The sequence below is a fragment of the Streptomyces sp. NPDC058457 genome (genome assembly GCF_042720695.1).
In the GTDB taxonomy this organism is placed as follows: Bacteria; Actinomycetota; Actinomycetes; order Streptomycetales; family Streptomycetaceae; genus Streptomyces.
On the sequence record NZ_JBHXLU010000011.1, the window covers coordinates 55621 to 81471 of the forward strand.

The following is a 25851-nucleotide window of genomic DNA, read 5'->3' on the forward strand; positions in this document are numbered from 1 at the left end:
GGGGCGCGGGGCTGTATCAATGTGCGGCTACCGCCGCGTGGGCGCGACCAGCCACGACGACGCCGCAGCCGGCCGACAGCCTCCTCCGCCCCTCTCCGCCCTTACCCCCGGTACGCCTCAAGCAGCCGCAACCACACCTCACTCAACGTCGGATAAGACGGCACCGCATGCCACAACCGGCTGATCGGCACCTCCCCGGCCACGGCGACCGTCGCCGAGTGGATCAGCTCGCCCACCCCAGGCCCCACGAAAGTGACCCCGCGCAGGATCTCCGCGTCCAGGTCCACGACCATCCGGGCGCGCCCCTTGTATCCGTCGGCGTACAGACCCGCGCCGGCGACGGAGGAGAACTCCACGTCGACGGCCCGCACCCGGTACCCGGCCTGCTCCGCCTCCGCGAGGGAGAGCCCGACGGCCGCCGCCTCCGGCTCGGTGAAGACGACCTGCGGTACCGCGCCGTGGTCGGCGGTGGCCACGTGCGCACCCCACGGCGCGTCCAGAAGCTGCGTGTCCGCGGCGCGAGCCGCGATCGCCGCGCCCGCGATCCGGGCCTGGTACTTACCCTGGTGGGTGAGGAGCGCCCGGTGGTTGACGTCCCCGACGGCGTAGAGCCAGTCGGTGCCCTCGACCAGGAGGGTGTCGTCGGCCGACAGCCAGGATCCCGGTTCCAGGCCGACCGTTTCGAGGCCGATGTCGTCGGTGTGCGGGACGCGCCCCGTGGCGAAGAGGATCTCGTCGGCTTCGATGCGGTCACCGGCGTTGGTCACGGCCACCACCGTGCCGTTCTCGCGGGTCACCGACTCGACGGAGGTGCCGATGCGGACGTCGACGCCGGCCTCCTTCAGCGACTCGGCGACGAGTTCGCCGGCGAACGGCTCCATGCGGTTGAGCAGGCCCTTGCCGCGGACCAGGAGGGTGACCCGGGAGCCGAGGGCCTGCCAGGCGGTCGCCATCTCGGTGGCTACGACACCGCCGCCGACGACGATCAGCCGGCCGGGTGCCTCCTGGGCGCTGGTGGCCTCGCGGCTGGTCCAGGGCTTCACCTCGGCGAGGCCGGGCAGGTCGGGCAACTGGGCGCGGGTGCCGGTGGAAACAGCCACCGCGTGCCGGGCCGTGAGGGTGGTGAGGGTTCCGTCGGGGCCGGTCACGGTGACCGTGCGGGGTCCGGCGAGGCGGCCGTGGCCGCGGTAGAGGTCGGCGCTGATGCCGTCCAGCCAGGCGACCTGACCGTCGTCCTTCCAGTTCGAGGTGAAGTAGTTGCGGCGGGCGAGCACCGCCGGGGTGTCGAGGGGGCCCTGGACCGCCTTGGCGAGGCCGGGCAGGCGGCGGGCGTCGGCCTGGGCGATGACCGGGCGCAGCAGGGCCTTGCTGGGCATGCACGCCCAGTACGAGCATTCGCCGCCGACGAGTTCGCTCTCCACGACCGCGGTGGTGAGGCCGGCCGCACGGGTGCGGTCGGCGACGTTCTCCCCCACGGGCCCGGCCCCGAGCACCACGACGTCGTAAGCGATGGTTTCCGTTTCCGTCATGGGGCCAGTCTTGCCGGTGGTGTGCGCCCGGGCCACACGGGTAGGGGGCGGAATACCTGCCCGGCCGGACATGTTGTGCGGACGGTTCCGCCCCGCCCCGGGGCGCCCCCCCCACAGCAGGAAGAGGGAAGCACGCATGAGCAGCACCGTGGAACTCACCAAGGAGAACTTCGACCAGACGGTCACCGAGAACGAGTTCGTTCTCATCGACTTCTGGGCGTCCTGGTGCGGCCCGTGCCGGATGTTCGCCCCGGTCTACGAGAAGGCCGCGCAGGACAACCCCGACCTGGTGTTCGGGAAGGTGGACACCGAGGCGCAGCCGGAGCTGGCCCAGGCCTTCGGCATTCAGTCGATCCCGACCCTGATGATCGTGCGCGACCAGGTCGCCGTGTTCGCCCAGCCGGGCGCCCTGCCGGAGGCCGCCCTGACGGACGTCATCGGCCAGGCCCGCAAGCTGGACATGGACGAGGTCCGCAAGAGCGTCGCCGCACAGCAGGGCAGCACCCAGGGCGAGTGACACCCCCTAGCGGGAGCCAGAGCCTTCAACCGACCTTAGAAGGGGTACGGGGCCACGTCCCCGCGTACGGTCGTCCACCGCACGTCCGTGAACGCCTCCAGGTTGGACTCGCCGCCGAACCGGGCTCCGGTGCCGGAGGCGGCGACTCCGCCGAAGGGGGCCACGGCCTCGTCGTTCACGGTCTGGTCGTTGATGTGGACGATGCCGGTCGGAATGCGTTCGGCGAGGTCCAGGCCGCGCGCGGCGTCCCGGGTGACGATGCCGAGCGAGAGGCCGTAGGAGCTGTCGGCCGCGAGCGCGGCCGCCTCGTCGGCGTCGGCGAAGGCCCGGACGGGCGCGACAGGCCCGAAGACCTCCTCGGCGTAGACGGGTGTGCGGTCGTCGACGCCGGTCAGCACCGTCGGCCGGTAGAAGAGGTCCTCGTGGGTGCCGCCGGCGGCGAGCCGTGCGCCCTGGGCGGTGCTGGACTCCACCAGGCCGTGGATCTTGGCGAGTTGACCGGCGTCGATGATCGGGCCGAGGTGGACCTGTTCGCGGTGCGGGTCGCCGACGGCGAGCGAGTCGGCCTTGGCGGCGAGGCGTTCGACGTACTCCTCGACGAGCGAGGCGTGGACCAGGTGCCGTCCGGTGGTCATGCAGATCTGGCCCTGGTGGAAGAAGGACCCCCAGGCGGCCGTGGAGATCACCGCGTCGAGGTCGGCGTCCTCCAGGACGATCAGGGCCGAGTTGCCGCCGAGTTCGAGATGGGCGCGCTTGAGACGGCGGCCCGCGGCCTCGCCGACCGCGCGGCCCGCGGCGGTCGAGCCGGTGAAGGAGATGACCGGCACCAGCGGGTCCTCGACCAGCGCGGCACCGACGTCGGCACCGCCGGGCAGCACATGCAGCAGCCCCTCCGGCAGTCCGGCCTCCGCGAAGACCGCGGCGAGCGCGAGCCCGCCGCAGACGGCGGTGCGCGGATCGGGCTTCAGGACGACCCCGTTGCCGAGGGCGAGGGCGGGCGCGACCGAGCGGATGGACAGGATCAGCGGCGCGTTGAACGGCGCGATCACCCCGACGACACCGACCGGGACCCGGCGGGTGTACGACAGCCGGGGCGCCTCGCTGGGCAGCACCTGGCCGGCCGGACGGGAGGCGAGGGCAGCGGCCTCGTAGCACTCCTGGGCGGCGACGTGCAGTTCGAAGTCCGCCTTGCCGGGTATGGAGCCGGACTCGCGGACGATCCACTCACGCAGCTCGTCGGCGTGTTCCGCGAACAGGTCGCCCGCCTTGCGCAGGACCTGGGCCCGGACGAAGTGCGGTACGCGGGCCCAGTCGCGCTGCGCGGCGCGGGCGGCCGTGGCGGCCGTGGCGACGTCCGCGGGGGCGGCCAGGACGACCGTGCCGAGCGCGTCGCCGGTGGCGGGCTCGGTGACTTCGTACTGGGCGCCGGACAGGGCGCTCGCCTGCCAGGTCTTCGGGTCGAGCAACGGCATGACGGCTCTCCGATCGATCACCGGGATTGCGCGGCCCACGGCACGCCCATGAGCCGTTTGGTTGAGCGCGCAACATCCTAGTCAGGGGGCCCGGAAATGCACCGCCCCCGACCAGGGTCGCCCATCAGCTGGACTCGCGCTGCACCACCGAGGCGCCGAGCGCCCGGTGCATCTCCGGTTCGCCGCCGGGGTCGCGCACCACGCGGTCGACCAGTTCGGCGAGGTCGCGGCCGGAGGGCAGGTCGATGTGGATCGTCGAGAGCCGGGGCCGCAGCAGCCGGCCGAGCATCAGGTCGTCGGCGCCGAGCACCGCGGCGTCCTCGGGGATGCGCACGCCCGCGTCCTGGAGGGCGCGCATGAACAGCATCGCGTACTCGTCGTTGTACGCGAACACCGCATCAAGCCCCAACTCCGGCCAGCGGGCGGCGAGTTCGGCCGCCGACTGCTCGGTGTAGCCGAGCGGCAGCCCGGTCACCTCGGCGTCGGTGCCGCGCAGGGCCTGGCGGACACCTTCGAGGCGTGGCCGCGAGTACGTCTCCAGACCGGCCTCCTCGGGGACGACCACGCCGATCCGGCGCCGGCCACGGGCGAACAGGTGACTGCCGGCGCAGCGGCCGACGGCGTCGTTGTCCATCAGCAGGGCGTGGGCGCCCTCGACGCGTTCGGGACCGAAGGTGACCACGGCACGGGCACCGGCCCGCTTGAGGACCACGACGCCCTCGGGGCCGAGTTCGGCGTCGGGGACCAGCACGGCGACCGGCCTCAACTCGGCCCAGGCACGGGCGGCTTCGTCACCGCGCAGGCCCGCGGTGCCGTACTGGACGACCGTGTAGTCGAGGCGGCTGAGGGCCCACTGGAGTTCGTTGATGAACCGCCCGTACAGCGGGCCCATCGGGATGGCAGGGGCGGGCATCAGCACCATCCGGCTGTGGCCTGCGCGCAGGCTGCGGGCGGCCGCGTGCGGGACGTACCCGAGTTCCTTCGCGGCCTCGTGGACCCGGCGGCGGGTGGGCTCGCTGATCCGGACGGCACTGGTGTTGTTGAGGACGTAGGAGACGGTCGCGCGGGAGACGCCGGCCAGGCGGGCCACATCGGCGCTCGTGGGGACCGAGCGCGGGACCGGCGACGCTGCCGAGGGCGGTTTCGGGATGTGCACCATGACGTACGGCATCTTGGCAGAAGCCCGGGCAGGAGGGATCGGCGGGGCAAGGTGGTTGAGGGTTCGACGAATTGGGCTCTCGACCACCTGTTGCGCGGGCTCACCGCACCATCTGACGAACACGTTCGCAACGAACTTGTTCGCAACGAACATGTTCGTTATGGTGGGCGCATGCCAGCACCTCCCCGTTCCCGTCGGGAGCGTCCCGCCAAGCCCGCCCTGACCAGGGAGGGCATCGTCGCCGCCGCCGTGGAGATCCTGCGCGCCGAGGGTCTGCAGAAGGTCACCATGCGGCGCCTGGCCCAGGAGCTCGACACCGGCCCGGCCTCGCTGTACGTCTACCTCCGCAACACCGCCAAGCTGCACGCGGCGGTCCTGGACGAACTGCTCGGCACCGTGGCCCCGGCCCCGGCACAGGGCGGTTGGCGGGAGCGGCTGGAGCAGGTGCTCGTCGCCTACACCACGATGCTCCTGGAGCATCCGAGCCTGGCCCGGTCCGCGCTGACCTCCTGGCCGAGCGGCCCGCACTACCTGAACCTGATCGAGACCCTGCTGGGCCTGCTCGACGAGGGCGGGGTGCCGCGCGAGCGGGCCGCCTGGGGCGTCGACCTGCTGCTCCAGCGCGCCACCGCGACCGCCGCCGAACACGCGGGCGGGGCGTCCCAGGAGGACTGGGACGCCCTCGGCCGGGCGCTGGGCGAGGTGTCGGCCCGTACCCATCCGCACATCGCCGCCGCCTCCGGGGCGCTCCTGTCGGGCGCGCCCGAGGCCCGCGTGTCCTGGGCGTTCCAGGCCCTGATCAACGGCATCGAGCACACCGCCGTACCCGGACCTCATGACTAGGAGACCCCCATGACCCCCATGACCACTCCCCACCACCCCGTAGCGATCGTCGGAGCCGGTCTCGGCGGGCTCACGCTCGCCCGGGTGCTGCGGGTGCACGGCGTCGAGGCGGCCGTCTTCGACCTCGACGCCTCCCCCGCGGCCCGCACCCAGGGCGGCATGCTCGACATCCACGACGACTCCGGCCAGGTGGCGCTGCGCGCGGCCGGGCTGTACGACACGTTCCTGACGCACGTCCACGCGGGCGGCGAGGCGACGCGGGTCCTGGACAGGGACGCCCGGGTCCTGCTGGACACGCCCGACGACGGCACCGGCGGGCGGCCGGAGATCGACCGGGGCGAGCTGCGCCGGCTGCTGATCGACTCGCTTCCCGAGGGCGTGATCCGCTGGGGCGCGAAGGTCACCGGCGCCCGCCCGCTCGGTGCCGGCCGGCACGAGGTCACCCTTGAGGACGGCGGCTCCTTCACCACCGACCTGCTGGTCGGCGCGGACGGCGCCTGGTCCCGGGTGCGCCCACTGGTCTCCGACGCGCGGCCCGCGTACACCGGGATCTCGTTCGTGGAGGCGGACCTGCCTGACGCGGACGTACGGCATCCGGTGAGCGCCGAGGTGGTCGGCGGCGGCATGCTGTTCGCGCTCGGCGCGGGCCGGGGCTTCCTCGCCCACCGGGAGAGCGACGGCAGCCTGCATGTGTACACGGCGGTGGAGGCGCCCGAGGAGTGGCTGGACGGGATCGACTTCACCGACACCGAGGCGGCCAAGCGGGCCGTGCTCGATCACTTCGACGGCTGGGACAAGAGCCTGCGGGCGCTGGTCGCGGACGCCGAGGGCGCGCTGGTGCCGCGGCGGATCCACGCCCTGCCGGTCGGCCACCGCTGGGTCCGGACGCCCGGGGTCACCCTGCTCGGCGACGCGGCGCACCTGATGTCGCCGTTCGCCGGCGAGGGCGCCAACCTGGCGCTGATCGACGGCGCCGACCTCGGGCTGGCGCTCGTCGCGCACCCGGGCGACACCGAGGCCGCCCTGGCCGCCTACGAGGAGAAGATGCTCGTGCGTGCCGAGCGGTCCGCGGCGGAGTCCGCCCAGGGCGGGGACGTGCTGTTCCGCGCCGACGCGCCGCGGGGCCTGGTCGACATGTTCACCGGCGGCCTGCCGGAGGTCAGCGGGTCGGCTCCGTCCGCGTGACGCGGTCGACCAGGTCGGTCCAGCCGGCCTCCAGGCGCTCCATCGGCATCCCGCACTGCCTGGTCAGATGGTGGATCTGGGCGGGGTCGAGGTACGCGAGGAGCGTCTGGGCGAGCAGTTCGCAGTCGGCGGCCGGCTCGATCTGCCGCAGCAGCATCGTGATGTGCGTGCGCAGCGCCTGGATCGGCGGATTGGCATAGCGCCGGGTGGGCTCGGGCTGGGCGGCCAGCTGGAGGTCCAGCTGCTCGGCTCCGCGGTAGAGCACCGCGACGCCGAACGCCCTCAGCCGCTCGACCGGCGGGGCGCCGGGGCCGAGGGGCGGCGGGCCGCCGAGAAAGTCCGCCTGGAGCTGCCGCGAGGAGTGGTCGAGCAGCGCCATCAGCAGTCCGGTGCGGTCGCCGAAGCGGCGGAAGACCGTGCCCTTGCCCACCTCGGCGGCCGCGGCCACCGCCTCCATGGTCACGCCGGCCACCCCGTGCTCGGCGATCAGCCGGGCGGCGGCCTCCAGCAGCCGGGCACGGTTGCGGGCCGCGTCGGCACGCAGGCACGGCTCCTCGGGGGCGGGCCCGACCTCTAGCAACTGCGGGGTGTCGAAGGGCTCCTGGGGCTGCGGGAGGGGCGGCAGGACGCTGGACATGAAGACAGCGTAAAGCATCGGGAACAGAACTGGACCAGGGTCCGTTTAGGGTGTTAGAAATTAAGCGGACCTCGGTCCGGATTCGTAACGGCAGTGTTTCACCCCCCCCTGGAGCTCCTCATGTCTGTCCGCATCCTTGCGCTCGTCGGCAGCCTTCGCGCCGGTTCGCACAACCGCCAGCTCGCCGAAGCGGCCGTCAAGCTCGCCCCCGAGGGTGCCGAGGTCGAGGTCTTCGAGGGCCTGGCCGACATCCCCTTCTACAACGAGGACATCGACGTCGCGGACAGCCTCCCGCCCGCCGCCGCGAAGCTGCGCGAGGCCGCCCAGGCCGCCGATGCCTTCCTGCTCTTCTCCCCCGAGTACAACGGCACCATCCCGGCCGTCCTGAAGAATGCCATCGACTGGCTGTCCCGCCCGTACGGCGCCAGCACCTTCGGCGGCAAGCCGGTCGCCGTCATCGGCACCGCCTACGGCCAGTACGGCGGCGTGTGGGCGCAGGACGAGGCCCGCAAGGCCGTCGGCATCGCCGGCGGCAAGGTGATCGAGGACATCAAGCTGTCCATCCCCGGCTCCGTGGTCCGCTTCGCCGAGACCCACCCGGCCGACGACAGCGAGGTCGCCGCGCAGCTCACCGAGGTCGTCGCCCGCCTGCACGGCAACGTGGGCGTGGCCGCCTGAGGCACCCCCTGAAAGGGGCCGGAGCTCACCAGCTCCGGCCCCTTTCGCGTCCTCCGCGACCCACTCCCGACCCCGTCACTCGATCCCGGCGAGCCGCCCGGCGTCACTCGATGCCGGCGAGCCGCTCGACGGCCGGGGCGGCGAAGGTCTCCATCCATCCCGAGGTCCCGCCCAGGCGCGGGGACAGGATGACGGTGTCGACGCCGAGCTCGGCGTAGCCCTCGATGTCCCGGGTGAAGGCGTCCAGGTCGCCCGCGGTGACCGGCTCGGCGCCGTACACGATGGTCTTGCGGATGCTGTCGTAGTCCCGCCCGACGGTGTCGCAGTGGCCGCGCAGCACGTCGAGCTTGTGCCGCAGCTCCTCCGGGGAGGAGGGGATGAGGTTGCAGGCGTCGGCGTACTGAGCCACCAGGCGCAGGGTCTTCTTCTCCCCCTGGCCGCCGATCATGATCTCGGGGTGCGGGGTGCTCACCGGCGCCGGCACGCAGAGGGTCTCGGCCAGCTGGTAGTGCTTGCCCTCGAAGGGGCCGTTGTTCTCCGGGTCCCACATCTGCAGGCAGATCCTCAGCGTCTCCTCCAGCCGCTCGAAGCGCTCCGCGATCGGCGGGTAGGGCACGCCGAGTCCGTGGTGCTCACGGTCGTACCAGGCGGCGCCGATGCCCAGGGTGGCCCGGCCGCCGGACACCACGTCGAGGGTGGTGGCGATCTTGGCGAGGAGTCCGGGGTGCCGGTACGTCACTCCGGTCACCAGGGCGCCGAGCCGCACGGTGGAGGTGCGGCCGGCGAGGTAGCCGAGGGTGGTGTAGGCCTCCAGCATGGGGTCCTCGGCGCCGCCGTTGAACTCCATCTGGAAGTAGTGGTCCATCACCGAGACCCAGCTGACGCCCGCCGCCTCGGCCGCGGCACCGGCGGCGGCGAGTTCGGCGCCGAGGGCGGGTCCGCCCCCGGGGTGGTCGAACCGGTTGATGTGCACGCCCACGCGCATGACCGTTCTCCGTTCCGCCCGGATCGTCTTCTGCCTTCCCGACGCTAGGTCTTCGAGCGCGCTCCAAGTCAAGCCTCGGCCGCTGGTCCGCCGTGTCCTGGGCAGGCACCCGCCGGATGGCGGGGAGCTTCCGCCGTCCGGCGGCCCCCGGGGAGCACACGACCGCGCGGATCATGGGTGTACGAGCCGCAGCGCACCACCGCGAGGAGCCGCCATGACCGCCGTACCGCCCCCGTTCGACCCCGAGCTCTCCGCCGCCCTGGAGCTGATCAAGGACGTGATCTCTCCGGCGTTCACGATGGCGGACATCACCGCGATCCGGCAGGGCGAGGGGATACGGCTGCTCGCCGAACTGGACCTCACCATGGACGGAGCGTTCGAGGTGGCGGAGCGCACGGTCCCCGGCCCCGCGGACGCCCCCGAGATCTCCCTCCTGATCTGCCGCCCGGTCGCCCCCACCGCCTCCGGGCCGCTCCCGGTGATCTACCACGTGCACGGCGGCGGCATGGTGCTCGGCAACAACCGGGTGGGCCTGGACGTCCCGCTGGCCTGGGCGAAGGAGCTGGGCGCGGTGGTGGTGTCGGTCGAGTACCGGCTGGCGCCCGAGCATCCGCATCCGGCACCGGTGGAGGACGTGTACGCCGGCCTGCTCTGGACGGCGGAGCACGCGAAGGAGATCGGCGGCGACCCGGAACGGATCGTGATCGTCGGCGCCAGCGCGGGCGGCGGCCTCACCGCGGCCCTGGCCCTTCTCCTGAGGGACCGTCAAGGTCCGTCTGTCATCGGCCAGATGCTGCTCTGCCCGATGCTCGACGACCGCAACGACACCCCGTCCAGCCACCAGATGAAGGGCCTCGGCGTCTGGGACCGCACGTCCAACGACACCGGCTGGACCGCCCTGCTGGGCGAGCACCGCGGCGGCACCGACGTCTCCCCCTACGCGGCCCCGGCCCGCGCCACCGACCTCACGAACCTCCCCCCGGCCTTCCTCGACGTCGGCTCGGCGGAGACCTTCCGCGACGAGACCGTCACCTACGCCTCCCGTATCTGGCAGTCCGGCGGCATCGCCGAACTCCACGTCTGGCCCGGCGGCTTCCACGGCTTCGACGGCTTCGCCCCCCAGGCCGCCCTGTCCCAGTCGGCCAGGGCAGCCCACGTGGACTGGCTGCGACGGCTGCTGGCGCGCTGAGCACCGATCGGGCCTGCGGTCAGCGCGGGCCCAGGCCCGGTTCCCTGTGGTACGGCGGCCGTGGGCCCGCTGCGGTGGTGAGGGTGGGGTGTGTGGCGCAGGGGGCGGTCGGGGGCAGGAGGGTGTCTGAGGTCATACGTGGGGCGACGGCCCGAACCGCCCGCTGGGCGTCGGCCGATCGTGCATGCCCGGGCGTCTTCGGTCTCCGTTCGCGCGTCGCGAGGAGGAGCGGGGACGGGGGCTCAACCCCCGTTCGCCGCCGCCTTCTTGATCGCCTCCCTGATCCTGGAGTAGGTGCCGCAGCGGCAGACGTTCTCGATGCCGTCGATGTCGGCGTCCGTCGGGTGCGGGGTGCGTTTCAGGAGGGCGGCCGCCGCCATGATCTGGCCGGGCTGGCAGAACCCGCACTGGGCCACGTCGCAGTCCAGCCAGGCCTGTTGGACGGGGTGCAGGGTGTCGCCGTCGGCGAGGCCCTCGATGGTGGTGACCGCCCGGTCCGCGCAGTCGGCGACCGGGACCGTGCACGGCTGGATCTCCGCGCCGTCGAGGTGGCTGGTGCAGGCGCGGCAGACGCCCACCCCGCAGCCGTACTTGGGGCCGGTGACGCCGAGCAGGTCGCGCAGGACCCAGAGGAGGGGCATGTCGGCGGGGGCCTCGACCGTCACCGGTTTGCCGTTGAGGACGAACGAATACGAACGCATCGGTGCCTTCTGGGAGTTGGGGAGGCGGTAGGTCAGAAGTCGAGGGGGAAGCTGCGGGGTTTCCGGCCGGTGGCACGGGCGTAGGCGTTGGCGACAGCGCCCGCCGCCGCGGGAACGCCGAGTTCGCCGGCGCCGCCCGGATCCCCGCCGGACTGGATGACGTGGGCCTCGAACGCCAGCGGGGCGTGCCGCTGGCGGGCGTAGTGGAAGTCGGCGAAGCTGCCCTCGCGGACCGCGCCCCGGTCGATGTGCAGCCCGGCGCGCAGCACGGTGGAGATGCCGTCGACGGCGGTGCCCATGAGCTGCGCCTGAAGGCCGCGCGGATTGACGGCCGTACCGACGTCGGCGGCCATCACCACCTTGGTGACCCGGGGGTTCTTCGGGTCGGTGGCGTCGATCTCGGCCAGGCAGGCGACCGCGGACCCGTACTCCTCGTGGACGGCGACGCCCTGGGCGGTGCCCGTGGGCATCGCGCGGCCCCAGTGGCCGGCGGCGGCCGCCTTGGCGAGGACGGCCTTCACCGCCTTGCTGCGCAGGGTGGTACGGCGGAAGGCGACCGGGTCCCGGCCCAGCGCGCGGGCGATGTCGTCGACGACGATCTCCTCCGCCGTGCGCATGGTCCCGGAGTCCACCGAACGCCAGGCGCCGAGCGGTATCGGCAGTTCGATGCCGCCCGAATCGCCGCCCACCCGGCCGAAGTTGTACAGCCCGCTGTCGCTGGGCAACGGGCGTACCGCACCGGACTGCGCGATGAGGCCCTTTTCGTCGGACGACTCCCCCACCGAGGCCGACATGTGCTGGAAGGCCACCACCCGGCCTCCGGCGACGCTGGCCCGGATCCGGTGGTGGTCGGCGGGGCGCATCCTGCCGTGCCGGATGTCGTCGTTGCGGCTCCACATCAGCTTCACGGGCCTGCGGGCCGCCTTGGAGACGAGCACTGCCTCGATCGCCTGGTCGAAATTGAGCCGCCGCCCGAAGGAGCCGCCGCCGCGCATCACATGGACCCGTACGGCGGTCTTCGAGAGCCCCAGCAGTTCGGCGACGGTCTCGCGGGCGTCCATCGGTGTCTGGGTGGCGAACCACAGCTCGGCCCGGTCGGCGCGGACGTCGGCGACGGCCGTGAGCACCTCCATGGGGGCATGGCTGACGAACGCGAACGCGAACTCGCCCTCGATCTGCGTCGATCCACGCGGCGGAGTGCCGAGCCGGGGCACCGCGGCCCGCAACCGGGAACGGATCTCCCTGTCGGACAGGGGCACCAGCGGGCCGTCCGCCCAGGTGATCCGGAGCGCGTCCCGGGCCTGGAAGGCGTGGTGGAAGGTCTCCGCCACCACGGCGACCCCGCCCGGGATCCTCACGACCGCGTGGACGCCGGGCAGGGCGCGGGCCGCCGAGTCGTCGAGGGAGACCAGCCTGCCGCGCAGGGTCGGCGGCCGGGCCACCACGGTCGGCTTCGCGCCTGCCACCGCCAGATCGCCGGCGTACTTCGCGGCGCCGGTGACGATGTCCCGGGCGTCGATCCTGGTCGTCGGCTTCCCGATCACCCGGTGCCGGGAGGCCGGCTTGGGCTTGGACGACACGTCCGGGGTGCGGATCCGGGCGGCGCTCGCGGTGAGTGAGCCGAAGGTGGCCGTCCGGCCGTCGGGGGCCACGACCTGGGTGTTCCAGGTGCGCAGGATACGCGCGGGGAGCCGCCAGCGGCGGGCGGCCGCGGTCACCAGCCGGGCGCGTGCGGTGGCGGCCAGCTGCCGGGCCGGGCCGTAGAGCGAACTGACCGAGCTGGAGCCCCCGGTGTACTGGTTGCCCTTGCTGCGGGCGTCGGCGAGCGGGATCCGGACATCGGCGAGGCGGGCGTCCAGCTCCTCGGCGATCATCATGGCGACGGCGGTGGTGATGCCCTGGCCGACCTCGACCCGGGGCAGCCGTACGACGACCTCGTTGGCGGCGGTGACCTCCAGGACGAGCATCTCCTCGTCGGTGCCGGTGACCAGGACGTCGGACGCCGGGGTGGCGCCGTCGGCCCGCTGGGTGTCACAGCCGAGCGGGGCGGCGACCGTGAGGGTGGTCGCGGCCACCGTGTACACCATGAATCTCCGGCGGGACGGCCCGACGGCGGCCCGCGGGGGCTCGTTGCGGTCCAAGCGGGGGCTCCTGTCCATGTGGCTCTGTATCGGTGCTGTGCCTCGACACCTAGGAGGGGCGGGCGGGCGCAGGGGTTGCCTGCCGTGCCGGGCTCTCCTCGCCGTACGGCCGGATGGCGCATCATGGCCGTATGAAAGAGCTGGCGGGGCGGCTGGCCGCGGTGGACCCGGATGCCGGGGCCGCCGTCGCGGTGATCGCCTACTTCGACCGGCTGGCCGAGACCCGGGCCGGCCTGGAGGCGCTGGTGCGCGGGGCCGCCGTGCTCGCCGGGTGTCCGGCGCGGCTGGCCGACGAGGAGCGACGGGTCCGGCTGCGGGTGGAGCCGGACGGACGGCGGACGGACGTGGCGGGCGCGCCCGAGCCGGGCTGGCCGTGCGCGCCGCTGGTGGCGGGCGGGCCGCCGGCGCTGTGGCTGGAGCGGGAGGGGGCCGACGGCCCGAGTGTCGTGGACGCGGTGATCCTGGAGCGGGCCTCGGCGGCCGTACGGTCCGTGCTCGACCGCACCCGGGGGCGGGCCCCGGGGCCGCCGTCGGCCGACCCCGCGCTGGTCGAGACGGTCCTGGACGCCGGCGCCCCGCTGCCGGCCCGGCTGCACGCGGCCCGTCGGCTCGGCCTGGACACCGCCGACCCTGCGGCGCGGTTCCGGGCGGTGGCGGTCGCCGACGGACTGCCCCGGATCGTGCCGGACGGGCCACCACCGGGACCGTCGGCGGGACCGTCGGCGGGACGTGCGGGCGTGGGCCCGGCCGTGGCCGTCGCCGACCTCCCCCGGTCCTGGTCGGCGGCCCGCACCGCGCTGCGGTTCACCTCCGCCGCCGGCGCACCGGAGCCGGGCGGCCCGCCCGTCGTGCGCGCCGACGAACTGGGCGGGGTCGCGCTGCTCGCCGAACTCGTCGTACCCGGTGCGGAACCGGCGCCGGACGTCCGTGCCGTGCAGGCCGCCGCGGCGGACGCGCCCTGGATGCTGCGCACGCTGCACGCGGTCGCGTCGACGGCGAGCCTGCGGGCGGCGGCCGCCGACATCAACGTCCACCACTCCACGCTCCAGGACCGGCTGACCCACGCCGAGCATCTGCTGGGCTGGTCGGTGCGCACCCCGCAGGGCCGGTTCCGGCTGCAACTCGCCCTCACCATGCGCCACCTGATGGAGACTCAGTAGCAGGTCGGCAGGGCGTCAGTAGACGTCCCGGGCGTAACGCCGGTCCGCGGCCAGCTGCTTCACGTACACCGTCGCCTCGTCCTCGGTCAGTCCGCCGTGCACGGTGGCGATGTCCTTCAGCGCCCGGTCGACGTCCTTGGCCATCCGGGAGGCGTCGCCGCAGACGTAGAAGTGGGCGCCGTCCTGGAGCCAGGACCACAGCAGCGGGCCGTGTTCGCGCATCCGGTCCTGGACGTAGACCTTGGCACGCTGGTCGCGGGAGAAGGCGGTGTCGAGGCGGCTCAGGGTGCCGTCGGCGAGCAGGGCGGTGAGCTCCTCCTCGTAGTAGAAGTCGGTGGCCCGGTGCTGTTCGCCGAAGAACAGCCAGTTGGGGCCGCGGTGGCCGCGGGCGCGGCGCTCCTCCAGGAAGCCGACGAACGGCGCCACGCCGGTGCCGGGGCCCACCATGACCATCGGGGTCGCCGGATCGGCGGGCGGGCGGAAGTGCGGGGAGCGCTGGACGTGCACCGGGACCGGCGTGCCGGGTTCGGCGTCGGCGAGGAAGGGGGAGCAGACGCCCTGCCGGGGCCTGCCGTGCAGGTTCTCGTAGCGGACGACGGAGACGGTGAGCGAGACCTGGTGGGGGTCGGTGAGCGGGCTGGACGAGATGGAGTACAGGCGCGGCTGCAGCCTGCCGAGGACGCCCGCCCAGGCGCCGGCGTCGGCGCGGATCCCGAACTCGGCGACGACGTCGACCGCCTGTCGGCCCCAGGACCACTTGGCCAGCTCGTCCTTGTTGTCGGGGCGCAGCAGTTTCCGCAACTCGCGCGGGTCACGGGTGCGTTCGGCGGCGAAGCGGAGCAGGTCCGGGGTGACGCGGGTGATGTCCAGATGGCGTGAGAGGGCCTCGCCGATGGGGACTTCACCGACTCCGTCGACCTCCACGCCGGTTGTGCCGTCGAGGCCGGTGGCAGTCAGCCATTCCGCCACCAGGTCACGGGAGTTGAGCGGGCGGACCCCGAGCGCGTCGCCCGCCTCGTAGACCAGCGGGGTCTCGCTGTCGCGGCTGTCGAAGGTGAAGCGGCGGACCTCCTTGCCCGCGCCGGGCAGGCTGAGCAGTCGGTTGCCGACGAGCCGGGCGGTGACGGGGGCGGGGCGCCGGGGCTTGCGGGGCGCCGGGGCCGGCGCCGCGGACCCGCCCTTGAGGGCGGTGAGCACCTGGTCCAGCCAGGCCTCCGCCTGGGTCTCGTAGTCCGGTTCGCAGTCGGTGCGCGGCGCGAGCCGGACCGCGCCGAGTTCGTCCATACGGCTGTCCAGGCGCCGCCCGTGTCCGCAGAAGTCGTCGTAGTTCGAGTCGCCGAAGGCCAGCACGGCGTACCGGCGGCCTTCGAGGCGCCCGGTGTCGAGGGCGGCGAGGCCGTCCCAGAAGCCGGCGCCGTTGTCGGGGGCGTCGCCGTCGCCGAAGGTGCTGGTGATCAGGAGCAGGTCGGCGCCCGCGGGCAGGGCGGCCGGGTCGGCCTCGTCCATGGCGACGAGGGAGGCCGCGTGGCCGCCCGCGGTGAGCCGCTCGGCGGTGGTGGCGGCGAAGTCCTCGGCGTTGCCGGTCTGCGAGGCCCACAGAATGACCACTTGGCGGCTCGCCGCCGGTGCGGTGACCGTCACCGTGGTCGTGGCGGACCGGGAGTACATGCCGGCGAGGGTGCCGTTGACCCACAGAGCGTGCTCGGGGCTGAACGGCGCGTCCGGCGGCAGCACGGGGACGCCCGGGGCGCCGGCCGGGATACCGGCGAGGAAGCCGACCAGGTACTGCCGTTCAGGGTCGGTCAGGACCGGCGGGGGCGCCGGATCGAGGCCGAACACGGCTGCGGCGGAGGGCAGCACGGCCGTGGGCGCGGCGGCGGCGACAGCGGGTACGACGGTGGCGGCAGCGGATACCACGGTGGCGGCCGGGGTCTGCTCGGTCCCCGGCACCTGCACGCTCACCGGCGTGGCCACCTTGGTCAGCGACACCGCGCACACCTTCAGCTCGGGCTGGAAGGACAGCGGGTCGACCGCGTCGCTGGTCACCGCGTTGACACTGAGGTACTCGCCGAACAGGTCGTTCCAGTGGAAGGGCGCGAAGCAGGACCCCGGCAGCACCCGGTCCGTGACGACCGCCGGGAGCACGGCCCGGCCGCGCCGCGAGGCGACCTCCACGGAGTCGCCGTCGGCGAGCCCGAGCGCGGCCGCGTCCTCGGGGTGGACCTCGACGAACGGGCCGGGGTTGAGCTTGTTGAGCTTGGCGACCTTCGCGGTCTTGGTCAGGGTGTGCCACTGGTGCTGGAGGCGGCCGGTGTTCAGGACGAACGGGTAGTCGTCGTCCGGCATCTCGGCGGGGTCCACGTGCGGGCGGGCGTGGAAGACGGCGCGGCCGGAAGCGGTGGCGAAGGTGAGGGAGCCGTCGGCGCCGACGTACCGGACGGGGTTGCGGTCGGGGCCGTCGGCGGTGGCGGCCGGCCACTGGACGGGGGTGCTGCGCAGCCGGTCGTAGGTCACGCCCCGCAGGTCGTAGCCGGTCTGCGGGTTGTGGAAGCGCTTGATCTCCTCGAAGACCTCCTCCGCGCTGTCGTAGCAGAAGCCGTCCTCGAAGCCCATCGCGCGGGCGACGTCGGCGATCAGCCGCCAGTCGGCGGTGGCCTCGCCGGGCGGGTCGGCGGCGGGGCGGGCGAGGGTGAGGTTGCGCTCGCTGTTGATGAGGACGCCCTCGGTCTCGGTCCACAGGGCGGCGGGCAGGACGACGTCGGCGTAGGCGTTGGTCTCGGTGTCGGTGAAGACGTCCTGGGTGACGACGAACTCGGCGGCCTCCAGGCCCTCGATGACGGTCCTGCGGTTGGCGACGGAGGCGACCGGGTTGGTGCAGATGATCCAGCAGGCCTTGATCTCGCCGTCGGCCATCTTCTGGAACATCTCGACGGTGCCCTTGCCGACGCCGTCGGCGCGGATCGTGCCGGGCTTCAGCCCCCACTGCTCCTCGACGAAGGCGCGGTCGGCGTCGACCAGGACCGACCGCTGGCCGGGCAGGCCCGGTCCCATGTAGCCCATCTCCCGGCCACCCATGGCGTTGGGCTGGCCGGTGAGGGAGAGCGGGCCGCTGCCCGGGCGGCAGATCCTGCCCGTGGCGAGGTGCAGGTTGACCAGGGCGTTGGTGTTCCAGGTGCCGTGCGTGGACTGGTTGAGTCCCATGGTCCAGCAGCTGGTCCACTCCCCCGCCTCGCCGATCAGCCGGGCGGCCGCGCGCAGGTCTGCCTCGGGAATCCCGGTGATCTCGGCGACGGCGGCGGGCGGGTAGTCGGCGAGGAACTCCGGCATCGCCTCCCAGCCCTCGGTGTACGCGGCGATGAACTCGGGGTCGGTGTGCCCGTTCTCGTACAGGAGGTGCAGCAGGCCGTTGAGGAGGGCGAGGTCGGTACCGGGTTTGACCTGGAGGAACAGGTCGGCCTTGGCGGCGGTGGCGGTGCGGCGCGGGTCGACGACGATCAGTTTCGCGCCAGCCTTCACCCGGTCCATCAGGCGTAGGAAGAGGATGGGGTGGCAGTCGGCCATGTTGGCGCCGATGACCAGGAAGACGTCCGCCTTGTCCAGGTCCTGGTAGGAGCCGGGCGGGCCGTCGGCGCCGAGGGAGAGCTTGTAGCCGGTGCCGGCGCTGGCCATGCACAGCCGGGAGTTGGACTCGATGTTGTTGGTGCGGAGCCAGCCCTTGGTGAGCTTGTTGGCGAGGTACTGGGCCTCCAGGCTCATCTGGCCGGAGACATAGAGGGCGACCGCGTCCGGGCCGTGCTCGTCGACGATCGCGCGCAGCCGCCGCGCTGTCTCGTCGATCGCCGCGTCCACGGCCGACGGCACCGCCTCCTCGCCCCGCTCGGGCCGCAGCAGGGCGGTGGTCAGACGGCCGGGCGCGGCAAGCATGTCGGCGGTGGTGGCGCCCTTCGTGCACAGCCTGCCGAAGTTCGCCGGGTGCTCCTTGTCGCCGGAGGCCTTCAGGACGGTACGGCGGCCGTCCGGGCCCCTGCCGATGTCCAGGACCATGCCGCAGCCGACCCCGCAGTACGAGCAGACGGTCCGCACCCTGCCGGTGTCGGTGCTGCGCGAGTCCGGCGCGGCCACGGGCGCCCCCTGTTCCTGCTGGTCAGCCTCTTCCATCCGACTCCGACCGTAGGTACGGCTGATTACGCCGGCGTCACCGCTCCCGATCAACGGGGGTTAAGGCCGCCGCACAGACCCGCTCCGGGCGGTGTGAGCCGAGGCGTCCCGGATATGGGCCGGTACGGTCCCAGGATGCCTCGTGGGTGCCTCGCGCTGCCGCCCGGACCGGCCCCGGGACACCCCGCGCTGCCGCCCGGACCGGCCCCGGGACACCCCGCTCGGCAGCCCGGACCGGTCCCGGGATGCGCCGTGCCGGGACCTGTTGCAGGATGAGGGCGGCCGAGGGAGGGGGCAGGCGAGGAGGACCGGGTGGACAGGGACACCTCCTCACGACGACCGGCCGCACCGGCTCCAACGGCGCCACCGGCCGCTCCGGGGCTCCCCGCCACACCGGCTCCACCGGTCGCCCGAGGCACACCGACACCATCTATGGCACCAGCACCAGCACCAGCACCAGCACCAGCACCACTGGACGCGCCCCCGGCCGACATCGGCTACATCGATATGCTGCGCGGCATCGTCGAGGACGCGGCCGTCGGTTTCGCGGTCCTCGACACCAACCTGCGCTACGTCTACGTCAATCCGCACATGGCCCGGATGACGGGCCTGCCCGCCGCCGCGTACCTCGGCCGCACCCAGCACGAGGTGCTGCCGCACATCCAGCGGCCCGACCAGGTGCTGCTGGACGTCATCCACGACGGACGGCCGCGCGAGGCCATCGTCACCGGGCGGACCTGGGTGGACTCGCCGTACCAGGTCCGGGAGTGGCGGTGCGTGTACCACCGGCTCGTGGCCGGCACGGGCAAGGTCGTGGGCGTCGCCGCGGTGGGCATGGAGATCAGTGAGCCGCAGCAGTACGTGTACGAGCTGGAGCGTGCCCACCGGCGGCTGGCGCTGCTGGACGCGGCCGCGTCCCGGATCGGGACCGGCACCGATGTCGCCGGGACCTGCCGGGAGCTCGCGGAGTTCGTCGTACCGGAGCTGGCGGACGCGGCCGGGGTCGAGCTCAGTCCGCCGGACACGGCGTCGGCGCGGCGGGCGCCGACCCGGCTCGCGGCGTACGCCACCCGTCCGGGGCTCGCGACCGGCCTCGCGGCCCTTGACGCGCGCGGTGAGCTGGTCGGCTGGCCGCGGGGCACCGGGACCCGGCGGAACCTGGCGGCGGGCCGGATCTGGCGGCGCGACGCGATCACCGCGGCGCAGTGGCGGTCGCTGATCCCCCGCTGGCCGCCGGCCCGGGCGTGTCTGACCGCCCGTGTCCACTCGGTCCTTCTCGCCCCCCTGGTCTCGGACGGCCGGGTGCTCGGCATCCTGATGCTGGCCAGGGCCGGGGACTCCGGGGCGTTCTCGAACGAGGACGCCACGGTCGCCCGCGAACTCGCCGCCCGCGCCGCCCGCGCCCTGGACCGCGCGGTCCGCTTCGAACGCGAGCACACCATGGCCCTGGAACTGCAGCGGGCCCTGCTGGCGGAGCCCGGCCAGCTGCAGCAGCACGCCGGTGTGGAGACCACCGCCCGTTACCGTCCCGCCGACGACGGCTCGATGATCGGCGGCGACTGGTACGACGTCCTGGCGCTGCCCGACGGCCGCACGATGCTGGTCATCGGGGACGTGATGGGCCACGGTGTGGACGCGGCGGTGGCGATGAGCCACTACCGTTCGACGCTGCGCGCCCTGGCCCTCGCGGGGCTCTCGCCGCGCCGCATCCTCCAGCACGCGGACCGCATGGTCGCCGACTCCGGCTTCGAGCGGGTGGCCACCTGCTTCCTCGCGCTCGGCGACTCGGACGTCGCCACGCTCACCTACGCCAGCGCCGGCCATCTGCCGCCGGTCTGGCTCACCCCGCAGGGCGAGATACTGCTGGTCCCGGTGCCGGTCGGCCCGCCGCTGGGCAGCGGGCTCGGCCGGTACGAGCAGCGTGTCACCCCGGAACGCGGCGGTGTGCTGCTCCTGTACACGGACGGGCTGGTGGAGCGGCGCGGCGAGGACATCGACTGCGGCCTGGCACGGCTCACGGGACTGTCGCTGTGCCCCACCGACCCGCTCGACAAGATCCTCGACACGGTCCTCGCACACCTCGCCACCGGCTCCGAGGACGACATCGCGCTGCTCGCGGCCCGCGCGGTGCGGAGCTGAGCGCACTCCCGTACGCCGGGGCGCGCGCCCGCCGCGCCCCCGGCCGCCGTGTGACACCGCCGAGGCGTGGCTCGTTCATCGCCAGGGAAACGATCAGCAGTGAGGACCGGGGATGCGGCACGAGGAGAACGGCGCGGCGGCGGCCGTGGAGCAGGCGCTGCGGGACTGGCTGTCCCGGTGCTCCGGGGATCCGCTCGCGGAGGTGCACCGCTGGGCGCTGCACCCGCCGGGCAAGCTGCTGCGGCCGGTGCTGCTGCTGGAGTCGGCGGCGGCCGTGGGCGGGTCGTACGAGCGGGTCATGCCCGCGGCGGTCGGGGTGGAACTGGTGCATGTGGCGAGCCTGTTGCACGACGACATCCTCGACGGTGACGAGCTGCGCCGCGGCAAGCCGTCGGGGCATGCCAGGTTCGGGCCGGGTGCGGCCGTCCTGGGCGGTGACGCGCTGATGTTCGCGCTGTTCGAGATGGTGGTGGAGTGCGGTCGGCTAGGGGTGCCGGAGGCGGCCGTGACCCGGGCCGTGGGCACGCTGGCGCGGGCCGGCCGGCGGATGGCGCAGGGGGTGGCCCGGGAGCTGGACCCGGTCCGGGCGCCGGACGCGGTCGGCGGGTATCTGGAGATGGTCCGGCTGAAGACGGGCGCGCTGCTGAGTGCCTGCTGCGAGGCGGGAGCGGTGCTGGGCGGCGGCTCGCCGGGGCAGGCGCGGGCGCTGTCCGGGTACGGCGAGGCGCTCGGGGTGGCGTTCCAGATCCGCGACGACCTGCTGCCGTACGGCCCGGAGGCCGGGCGGGAGGGCAAGCCCGCCGACAGCGATCTGCGCAACGACCGGCCCAGTCTGCCCCTGCTGCTGGCCGGGCCGGTCTCGAAGGATCCGGAGGAGGTGGGGCGGCTGCTGGTGGAGACGGGCGCGCTGGAGGAGTCCACGCGGCTGGCGCGCACGTATGCGGAACGGGCCCGCCGGGAGCTGGAGCCGCTGCCGCAGGGTCCGCACCGGGCCGCGCTGTGCCGGACGGCCGACGCGCTGGCACCCGGGCCGTGGCACACGGGCGGTGCCCGGTGAGGACCCGGCTGTCCGGCCATCTGGACACGCTGCGCCCGTACGACCTCGTGGTCACCCCGGTCATCACCGCGCTCGGCGCCGCGCTGGCCGTCCCCGCTCCCGCCGACGGGCGGCTGCTGCCGGCGGCGGCGCTCGGCCTCACGGCGTGCGCCGGGGCGCTGTACACCGCCGACTACCTCACCCGGCACGAGGACGGGCGGACCAAGCCGTACCGCCCGATCCCCTCCGGACGGCTGCGGGCCGCCACGGCACGGCGGTGCGCGGTCCTGCTGTGGCTGGCCGCGTTCGTGCTGGCCACCCTGGCCAACTGGCGTTCGCTGCTCTTCCTCGGGCTCGCGGTCCTCGCCCAGGACGCCTACGGGCGGGGTCTGAAGGGCCGGGGGCTGTGGGGAGACCTCGCCGTCGGGTTCTCGGGCTGGTCGTGCCCGCTGCTCGCCGGGGCCTGCTGCACCGCGCCCTGGCCGCCCGCGCACCTGATGGCGCCGGCGCTGCTGCTGGGCGCGCAGGGCACCTTCGGCAACCTGCTGCTCGCCGTCGACGACCGTCCGCACGACCTGCGCGCGGGCTGCCGCACCCTGCCGGTACGGCACGGACCCGGCCGGGCGTGGACCGTGCTGACCGCCCTGGCGGTGGCTGGGTACGCCGGGGCCCTGCTGCTCCCGGTCCAGCTCGGGCAGCGCGCCACCGCACCGGTGTTCCTGCTGCTGGTCCTGCCGGCCGCGGGCACGGCCGCCGCGGTCCTCGTCACCGTACGGCGGCGCACCGCCGACGCCGTCGAACTGCACATGTACGAGCGGGCGTTGCTGCCCGCGGCCCTGTGGTCGCTGACCGGCAGGACCGCCGTGGCCGTGGCGGTCGCGGCGGCCTGCGCCGGGGTGCTGCGCCTGACGTCCCGGCCGATGCTGCGGCCCGAGCCCTACGAGGAGGGCGGCGCGGTGAGTGCGTGACGCTCAGTCGTAGGTGAGGACCATCCGGAAGCGCGCGGCACCGGTGAGCATCTTCTGGTAGGCCTCGCCCGCCTGCTCCAGGGGGACGGTCTCGATCGTCGGGCGGATCCCGTGCAGGGCACTGAACTCCATGGTGTCCTGCACGTCCTGCGCGGTGCCGGACGGATGGCCGCGGATCTCTCGCGCGGCTCCGAGCAGCTGGAGCGGGGTGGCCCCGAGCGGCTCGGTGTCGAGGCCGATCACCACCAGCTCGCCCCGGGGGCCCAGCCCGTCCACGGCCGCCGTGATCGCCTGGGAGTTGCCCGCGGTGGCGAGCACGACCTTGGCGCCGCCGAGCGACTGGAGGGCCTCCGCGACCGGGGTCGCGGCCGTGGAGTCGACGTAGTGGTGGGCGCCGAGCTGCTTGGCGAAGTCGGCCTTCTCGGCGCCGCGGGCGACGGCCACCGTCTCGAAGCCCATGGCCACCGCGTACTTCACCCCGAGGTGGCCGAGCCCGCCGAGACCGACGACGGCGACCAGGTCACCGGGCTGGGCCGGGCTGCGCCGCAGGCCGTTGAAGGTGGTCACGCCCGCGCAGCCCATCGGGGCCGCGTCGACCGAGGCCAGCCCGTCGGGGATGCGGGCCAGCGCGTCGACCGGTGCGATCACCTGCTCGCCGAAGCCGCCGTCGTAGGTCCAGCCGGGCGTCTTCATGTTCTCGCAGACGATGAAGTCGCCCTGGCGGCAGGGCTTGCAGTGGCCGCAGCTGCCGCCGAACCAGCCGACCGCCACCCGGTCGCCGAGCTGCCAGCCCCAGTCCTCGATGCTCTCTCCGATCTCCTCGATCCGCCCGGCGATCTCGTGGCCGGGTACCACCGGGAACGTGACGCCCGGCAGTGCGGCGGTGACGAAGAAGGTGTCGCTGTGGCAGATGCCGCAGGCCTCCACGGCGATCCGCACCTGGCGGGGGCCGGGCCTCGGCACCTCCCGCTCGACGATCTCGAACGGCCCGCCCAGGGCGGTCACCTGCGCGACTCGGTAGCTGCTCATGCGTCTCTCCCGGAACGGGTACGACGGGTACGGTCGCCCCCCTCTCCCAGCACACCAGCTCCGCGCCGATCGCGCGCGCCGAGCCCCGCACGGCACCGCAGCCCCGGTCCGGCGGGCTCTCGTCCGGGTGCGGGCCGGTGGGGGCCTGTCGCGCCCGCGTGGCGGAGCCGCATATCGGATACAGCCCCGCGCCCTTTGCGGGGCGCTACGGCAACGCGTGTCTCAGGCGCCCGGGACGCGGTCCAGGTCGATGTCGGTGACCGTCACCCAGTGCGGTTCCGCCACCAGCAGGGTCAGTTCTTCCGGCCCGAGGTCGACGTCCGCGGCGTGGCGGTAACCGGCCGACCCGGCGGCCGTGACCCCGGCCCGGTCGGCGGCGGGTACCGCGAGGACGACCCGCCGGCAGTGCGGATCGGCGTCCCGGACCGCCGCCGTGAGGCTCCGCAGCAGCGCCGGGAGCAGGTGGTCCGGGCATCCGGCGGCCACCCGTAGCTCCAGGTCGTGGGCACCGGCCGGATACGCGTCCCGCAGCCGTCCCGCGGCACACCGTTCCAGGTGTACGTCCACCGTCATCCCGTCCCGGCGCAGGCGGAAGCCGGCCGTGGTGCGGCCACGGATGGTCGGCTCGGTCTCCCAGCCGGGGGCCGGGGCGAGGTCCGCCGGAATCGCGGGCACTGTGATCATCTCAGCCCTCCTCGGCCGCAAGCCGCCGGATGACGGCCTTGTCCAGCTTCCCGGAGGCGTTCCTCGGCACCGCCGGCACGAGCGTGAGCCGCCGCGGGAGCTTGTAGCGGGCCAGCCGGCCGGCCGCGTACGCGCGGATGTCCGCCAGGTCGATGCCGGTGCCGTCGGCGACGGTGACCACCGCCGCGACGGCCTCGCCCCACTGTTCGTCGGCCACTCCGACCACGGCGACGTCCACCACGCCCGGCATGGCCGCCAGGACCCGCTCCACCTCGGCCGGGTAGACGTTCTCCCCACCGCTGATGATCACGTCCTTGAGGCGGTCGACGATGAAGAGACAGCCGTCCTCGTCGAGATAGCCGATGTCCCCGGAGTGGAACCAGCCCTCCGCGTCGAACGCGGCGGCCGTGGCCTGCGGGTTGTTCCAGTAGCCCGCGGTGACGTTGGGGCCGCGACCCACCATCTCACCGGGCTCCCCCGCCGTCACCGGCTCGTTGCTGACGGCGTCCACGACCCGCACCTCCGTGTAGGGCATGGCGATCCCCGCCGACCCCAGCTTGTCCAGGGTGCGCTCGGCGGGCAGGTGGGTGGCGAACGGCGCGGTCTCGGTCAGGCCCCACGCCTGCTGCAGCAGCACCTCGCGCCCGGCGTAGAGCTCGACCAGGGACGGCGGCACCGGTGCGCCCGCGACCACCACCGCGCGCAGATCGCCCAGCTCCTGCTCGAGGAAGCCCGGGACGCGGGCCAGCGCCGCGAACATCTGCGGGACGCCGAACATGGAGTTGACCCGGTGGGTGACCAGGTCGTCGAGGCACGTCTGCGGGTCGAAGGAGCGGCGTACGACGACCGTGCCGCCGCGTACGAGGGTGCGCAGGGCGAAGCTGTTGAGGGCGCCGATGTGGAAGAGCGGGGCGGCCGCGTAGGTGACGTCACCGCGGCGCGTGTCCAGGCGCAGGTCGACGTTGACCGAGTTCCACCAGGCGTTGCCGTGGGTGAGCACGACTCCCTTGGGCGTCCCGGTGGTGCCGGAGGTGAACATCAGGACGGCCGGGTCGTCGGCGTACTTCTGGGCGAGGGCGGTCGTCGGCGGCGCGGCCGCGATCAGCGGCGACCAGGGCTCCCAGCCGGCCACGCCGGCGGCGGCCGGTATCGCGGGGTCGTCGTCCACCAGCAGGAGGCGCCGCAGCTCCGTGGCCCCGCGCACCGCTTCGACCGCGAGGCGGTGGCCCTCCTCGCAGACGATCACCTCGGCGCCGCTGCCCGCCAGGACCCGCTCCAGCTCGGGCTCGGCGAGCCGGAAGTTGACCGGGACGAAGACGGCACCCAGCCGGAACGCGGCGAACATGGTGACCAGGAACGCCGGGCTGTTCAGGCCGAGATACGCGACGCGGGTGCCGTCGACGACGCCGCCGCCCGCGAGGACGCTCGCCAACCGGGCGGCCCTGTCGTCGAGTTCGGCGTAGGTGAGATCGCCGCCCGGGTAACGTACGACCACCTCGTCGGCCTGGTGGCGGGCGTGGCGGGCCACCGCCGCGGCCGGGTTGAGGTCGACCCGGAGTCCGGAGTTGCGCGGGTGGGGGCTGGGCACAGTCAGCACTCCTCGTCGAGTGTCATGGGGCGTCGGAGCCGTCGGAGTCGCAA

Annotated in this window: 20 protein-coding genes; 9 read left to right on the forward strand and 11 right to left on the reverse strand. The window is 73.7% G+C overall.

What is annotated here, in order from left to right; translation table 11 throughout:
* Positions 1-101: 101 nt before the first annotated feature.
* Complete coding sequence (locus ACFWPS_RS12020) at positions 102-1529, reverse strand: dihydrolipoyl dehydrogenase family protein (protein ID WP_383703774.1); 1428 nt, start codon at positions 1527-1529, stop codon at positions 102-104.
* 136 nt (positions 1530-1665) lie between these two features.
* On the opposite strand from ACFWPS_RS12020, the gene trxA reads away from it, so the two are divergent.
* Positions 1666-2046 carry a thioredoxin gene (gene trxA / locus ACFWPS_RS12025; RefSeq protein ID WP_383703776.1) on the forward strand — a complete coding sequence of 127 codons (381 nt, stop codon included), beginning with the start codon at positions 1666-1668 and terminating at the stop codon, positions 2044-2046.
* A gap of 35 nt (positions 2047-2081) precedes the next feature.
* Here the strand turns inward: trxA and ACFWPS_RS12030 are convergent, their stop codons facing one another.
* On the reverse strand, positions 2082-3518 hold the full coding sequence (locus tag ACFWPS_RS12030) for an aldehyde dehydrogenase family protein (protein ID WP_383703778.1): 1437 nt from the start codon (positions 3516-3518) through the stop codon (positions 2082-2084).
* 124 nt (positions 3519-3642) lie between these two features.
* Entirely contained in the window at positions 3643-4689 is a 1047-nt protein-coding gene (locus ACFWPS_RS12035; RefSeq protein ID WP_383703780.1) for a LacI family DNA-binding transcriptional regulator, read from the reverse strand.
* A gap of 159 nt (positions 4690-4848) precedes the next feature.
* Here ACFWPS_RS12035 and ACFWPS_RS12040 point away from each other — a divergent pair, with 159 nt between their 5' ends.
* Both ACFWPS_RS12040 and ACFWPS_RS12045 read left to right on the forward strand, forming a co-directional pair.
* Positions 4849-5520, forward strand: coding sequence for a TetR/AcrR family transcriptional regulator (locus tag ACFWPS_RS12040; protein ID WP_383703782.1), 672 nt, complete (start codon positions 4849-4851; stop codon positions 5518-5520).
* Between the two features lie 18 nt (positions 5521-5538).
* Positions 5539-6705: an FAD-dependent oxidoreductase gene (locus tag ACFWPS_RS12045; RefSeq protein WP_383704022.1), complete on the forward strand. Its 1167-nt coding sequence runs from the start codon at positions 5539-5541 to the stop codon at positions 6703-6705.
* Here the strand turns inward: ACFWPS_RS12045 and ACFWPS_RS12050 are convergent.
* The gene (locus tag ACFWPS_RS12050; RefSeq protein ID WP_383703784.1) at positions 6680-7360 is read right to left on the reverse strand and encodes a TetR/AcrR family transcriptional regulator; all 681 of its coding nucleotides are present in this window, start codon (positions 7358-7360) and stop codon (positions 6680-6682) included. The two genes, ACFWPS_RS12045 and ACFWPS_RS12050, sit on opposite strands and share 26 nt — an antisense overlap.
* A 102-nt stretch (positions 7361-7462) precedes the next feature.
* Between ACFWPS_RS12050 and ACFWPS_RS12055 the strand changes: the two genes are divergently transcribed.
* A complete protein-coding gene (locus ACFWPS_RS12055; protein WP_383703786.1) occupies positions 7463-8020 on the forward strand; it encodes an NADPH-dependent FMN reductase in 558 nt (185 codons plus the stop codon).
* A 103-nt stretch (positions 8021-8123) separates the two neighbouring features.
* Here the strand turns inward: ACFWPS_RS12055 and ACFWPS_RS12060 are convergent, their stop codons facing one another.
* Entirely contained in the window at positions 8124-9005 is an 882-nt protein-coding gene (locus ACFWPS_RS12060; RefSeq protein ID WP_383703788.1) for an LLM class F420-dependent oxidoreductase, read from the reverse strand.
* 214 nt (positions 9006-9219) lie between these two features.
* Between ACFWPS_RS12060 and ACFWPS_RS12065 the strand changes: the two genes are divergently transcribed.
* On the forward strand, positions 9220-10194 hold the full coding sequence (locus ACFWPS_RS12065; protein ID WP_383703789.1) for an alpha/beta hydrolase: 975 nt from the start codon (positions 9220-9222) through the stop codon (positions 10192-10194).
* Positions 10195-10436: 242 nt separating this feature from the next.
* On the opposite strand, the gene ACFWPS_RS12070 is transcribed toward ACFWPS_RS12065, so the two are convergent.
* Positions 10437-10895: a (2Fe-2S)-binding protein gene (locus tag ACFWPS_RS12070; protein WP_383703791.1), complete on the reverse strand. Its 459-nt coding sequence runs from the start codon at positions 10893-10895 to the stop codon at positions 10437-10439.
* Positions 10896-10927: 32 nt separating this feature from the next.
* The gene (locus tag ACFWPS_RS12075; protein ID WP_383704025.1) at positions 10928-12982 is read right to left on the reverse strand and encodes a molybdopterin cofactor-binding domain-containing protein; all 2055 of its coding nucleotides are present in this window, start codon (positions 12980-12982) and stop codon (positions 10928-10930) included.
* Between the two features lie 185 nt (positions 12983-13167).
* Here ACFWPS_RS12075 and ACFWPS_RS12080 point away from each other — a divergent pair, with 185 nt between their 5' ends.
* Positions 13168-14196, forward strand: coding sequence for a helix-turn-helix domain-containing protein (locus ACFWPS_RS12080; RefSeq protein WP_383703793.1), 1029 nt, complete (start codon positions 13168-13170; stop codon positions 14194-14196).
* A gap of 15 nt (positions 14197-14211) precedes the next feature.
* Here ACFWPS_RS12080 and ACFWPS_RS12085 read toward each other — a convergent pair whose 3' ends face one another.
* Positions 14212-18240, reverse strand: a complete 4029-nt coding sequence (locus ACFWPS_RS12085; RefSeq protein WP_383704028.1) for a molybdopterin-dependent oxidoreductase — start codon at positions 18238-18240, stop codon at positions 14212-14214.
* Positions 18241-18786: 546 nt separating this feature from the next.
* Between ACFWPS_RS12085 and ACFWPS_RS12090 the strand changes: the two genes are divergently transcribed.
* The 3 genes from ACFWPS_RS12090 (at position 18787) to ACFWPS_RS12100 (ending at position 22497) form a co-directional block, all read left to right on the forward strand.
* The gene (locus tag ACFWPS_RS12090) at positions 18787-20493 is read left to right on the forward strand and encodes a SpoIIE family protein phosphatase (RefSeq protein ID WP_383703794.1); all 1707 of its coding nucleotides are present in this window, start codon (positions 18787-18789) and stop codon (positions 20491-20493) included.
* A gap of 112 nt (positions 20494-20605) precedes the next feature.
* Entirely contained in the window at positions 20606-21550 is a 945-nt protein-coding gene (locus ACFWPS_RS12095; RefSeq protein WP_383703797.1) for a polyprenyl synthetase family protein, read from the forward strand.
* Positions 21547-22497, forward strand: coding sequence for a UbiA family prenyltransferase (locus ACFWPS_RS12100; RefSeq protein ID WP_383703800.1), 951 nt, complete (start codon positions 21547-21549; stop codon positions 22495-22497). Before ACFWPS_RS12095 ends, ACFWPS_RS12100 begins: the two co-directional genes overlap by 4 nt.
* A 3-nt stretch (positions 22498-22500) precedes the next feature.
* On the opposite strand, the gene ACFWPS_RS12105 is transcribed toward ACFWPS_RS12100, so the two are convergent.
* The 3 genes from ACFWPS_RS12105 to ACFWPS_RS12115 all read right to left on the reverse strand — a co-directional run bounded on the left by ACFWPS_RS12105 (position 22501) and on the right by ACFWPS_RS12115 (position 25798).
* On the reverse strand, positions 22501-23526 hold the full coding sequence (locus tag ACFWPS_RS12105) for an alcohol dehydrogenase (protein WP_383703802.1): 1026 nt from the start codon (positions 23524-23526) through the stop codon (positions 22501-22503).
* A gap of 222 nt (positions 23527-23748) precedes the next feature.
* A complete protein-coding gene (locus ACFWPS_RS12110) occupies positions 23749-24210 on the reverse strand; it encodes a hypothetical protein (RefSeq protein ID WP_383703804.1) in 462 nt (153 codons plus the stop codon).
* Position 24211: 1 nt separating this feature from the next.
* Positions 24212-25798 carry an AMP-binding protein gene (locus tag ACFWPS_RS12115; protein WP_383703806.1) on the reverse strand — a complete coding sequence of 529 codons (1587 nt, stop codon included), beginning with the start codon at positions 25796-25798 and terminating at the stop codon, positions 24212-24214.
* Between the last annotated feature and the right edge of the window lie 53 nt (positions 25799-25851).

Coding starts and splice junctions, on each gene's coding strand:
- ACFWPS_RS12020 (WP_383703774.1), bottom strand. CDS start 1,529: ATGACGGAAACGGAAACCATCGCTTACGACGTCGTGGTGCTCGGGGCC.
- trxA (WP_383703776.1), top strand. CDS start 1,666: ATGAGCAGCACCGTGGAACTCACCAAGGAGAACTTCGACCAGACGGTC.
- ACFWPS_RS12030 (WP_383703778.1), bottom strand. CDS start 3,518: ATGCCGTTGCTCGACCCGAAGACCTGGCAGGCGAGCGCCCTGTCCGGC.
- ACFWPS_RS12035 (WP_383703780.1), bottom strand. CDS start 4,689: ATGCCGTACGTCATGGTGCACATCCCGAAACCGCCCTCGGCAGCGTCG.
- ACFWPS_RS12040 (WP_383703782.1), top strand. CDS start 4,849: ATGCCAGCACCTCCCCGTTCCCGTCGGGAGCGTCCCGCCAAGCCCGCC.
- ACFWPS_RS12045 (WP_383704022.1), top strand. CDS start 5,539: ATGACCACTCCCCACCACCCCGTAGCGATCGTCGGAGCCGGTCTCGGC.
- ACFWPS_RS12050 (WP_383703784.1), bottom strand. CDS start 7,360: ATGCTTTACGCTGTCTTCATGTCCAGCGTCCTGCCGCCCCTCCCGCAG.
- ACFWPS_RS12055 (WP_383703786.1), top strand. CDS start 7,463: ATGTCTGTCCGCATCCTTGCGCTCGTCGGCAGCCTTCGCGCCGGTTCG.
- ACFWPS_RS12060 (WP_383703788.1), bottom strand. CDS start 9,005: ATGCGCGTGGGCGTGCACATCAACCGGTTCGACCACCCCGGGGGCGGA.
- ACFWPS_RS12065 (WP_383703789.1), top strand. CDS start 9,220: ATGACCGCCGTACCGCCCCCGTTCGACCCCGAGCTCTCCGCCGCCCTG.
- ACFWPS_RS12070 (WP_383703791.1), bottom strand. CDS start 10,895: ATGCGTTCGTATTCGTTCGTCCTCAACGGCAAACCGGTGACGGTCGAG.
- ACFWPS_RS12075 (WP_383704025.1), bottom strand. CDS start 12,982: ATGGTGTACACGGTGGCCGCGACCACCCTCACGGTCGCCGCCCCGCTC.
- ACFWPS_RS12080 (WP_383703793.1), top strand. CDS start 13,168: ATGAAAGAGCTGGCGGGGCGGCTGGCCGCGGTGGACCCGGATGCCGGG.
- ACFWPS_RS12085 (WP_383704028.1), bottom strand. CDS start 18,240: ATGGTCCTGGACATCGGCAGGGGCCCGGACGGCCGCCGTACCGTCCTG.
- ACFWPS_RS12090 (WP_383703794.1), top strand. CDS start 18,787: ATGGCACCAGCACCAGCACCAGCACCAGCACCAGCACCACTGGACGCG.
- ACFWPS_RS12095 (WP_383703797.1), top strand. CDS start 20,606: ATGCGGCACGAGGAGAACGGCGCGGCGGCGGCCGTGGAGCAGGCGCTG.
- ACFWPS_RS12105 (WP_383703802.1), bottom strand. CDS start 23,526: ATGAGCAGCTACCGAGTCGCGCAGGTGACCGCCCTGGGCGGGCCGTTC.
- ACFWPS_RS12110 (WP_383703804.1), bottom strand. CDS start 24,210: ATGATCACAGTGCCCGCGATTCCGGCGGACCTCGCCCCGGCCCCCGGC.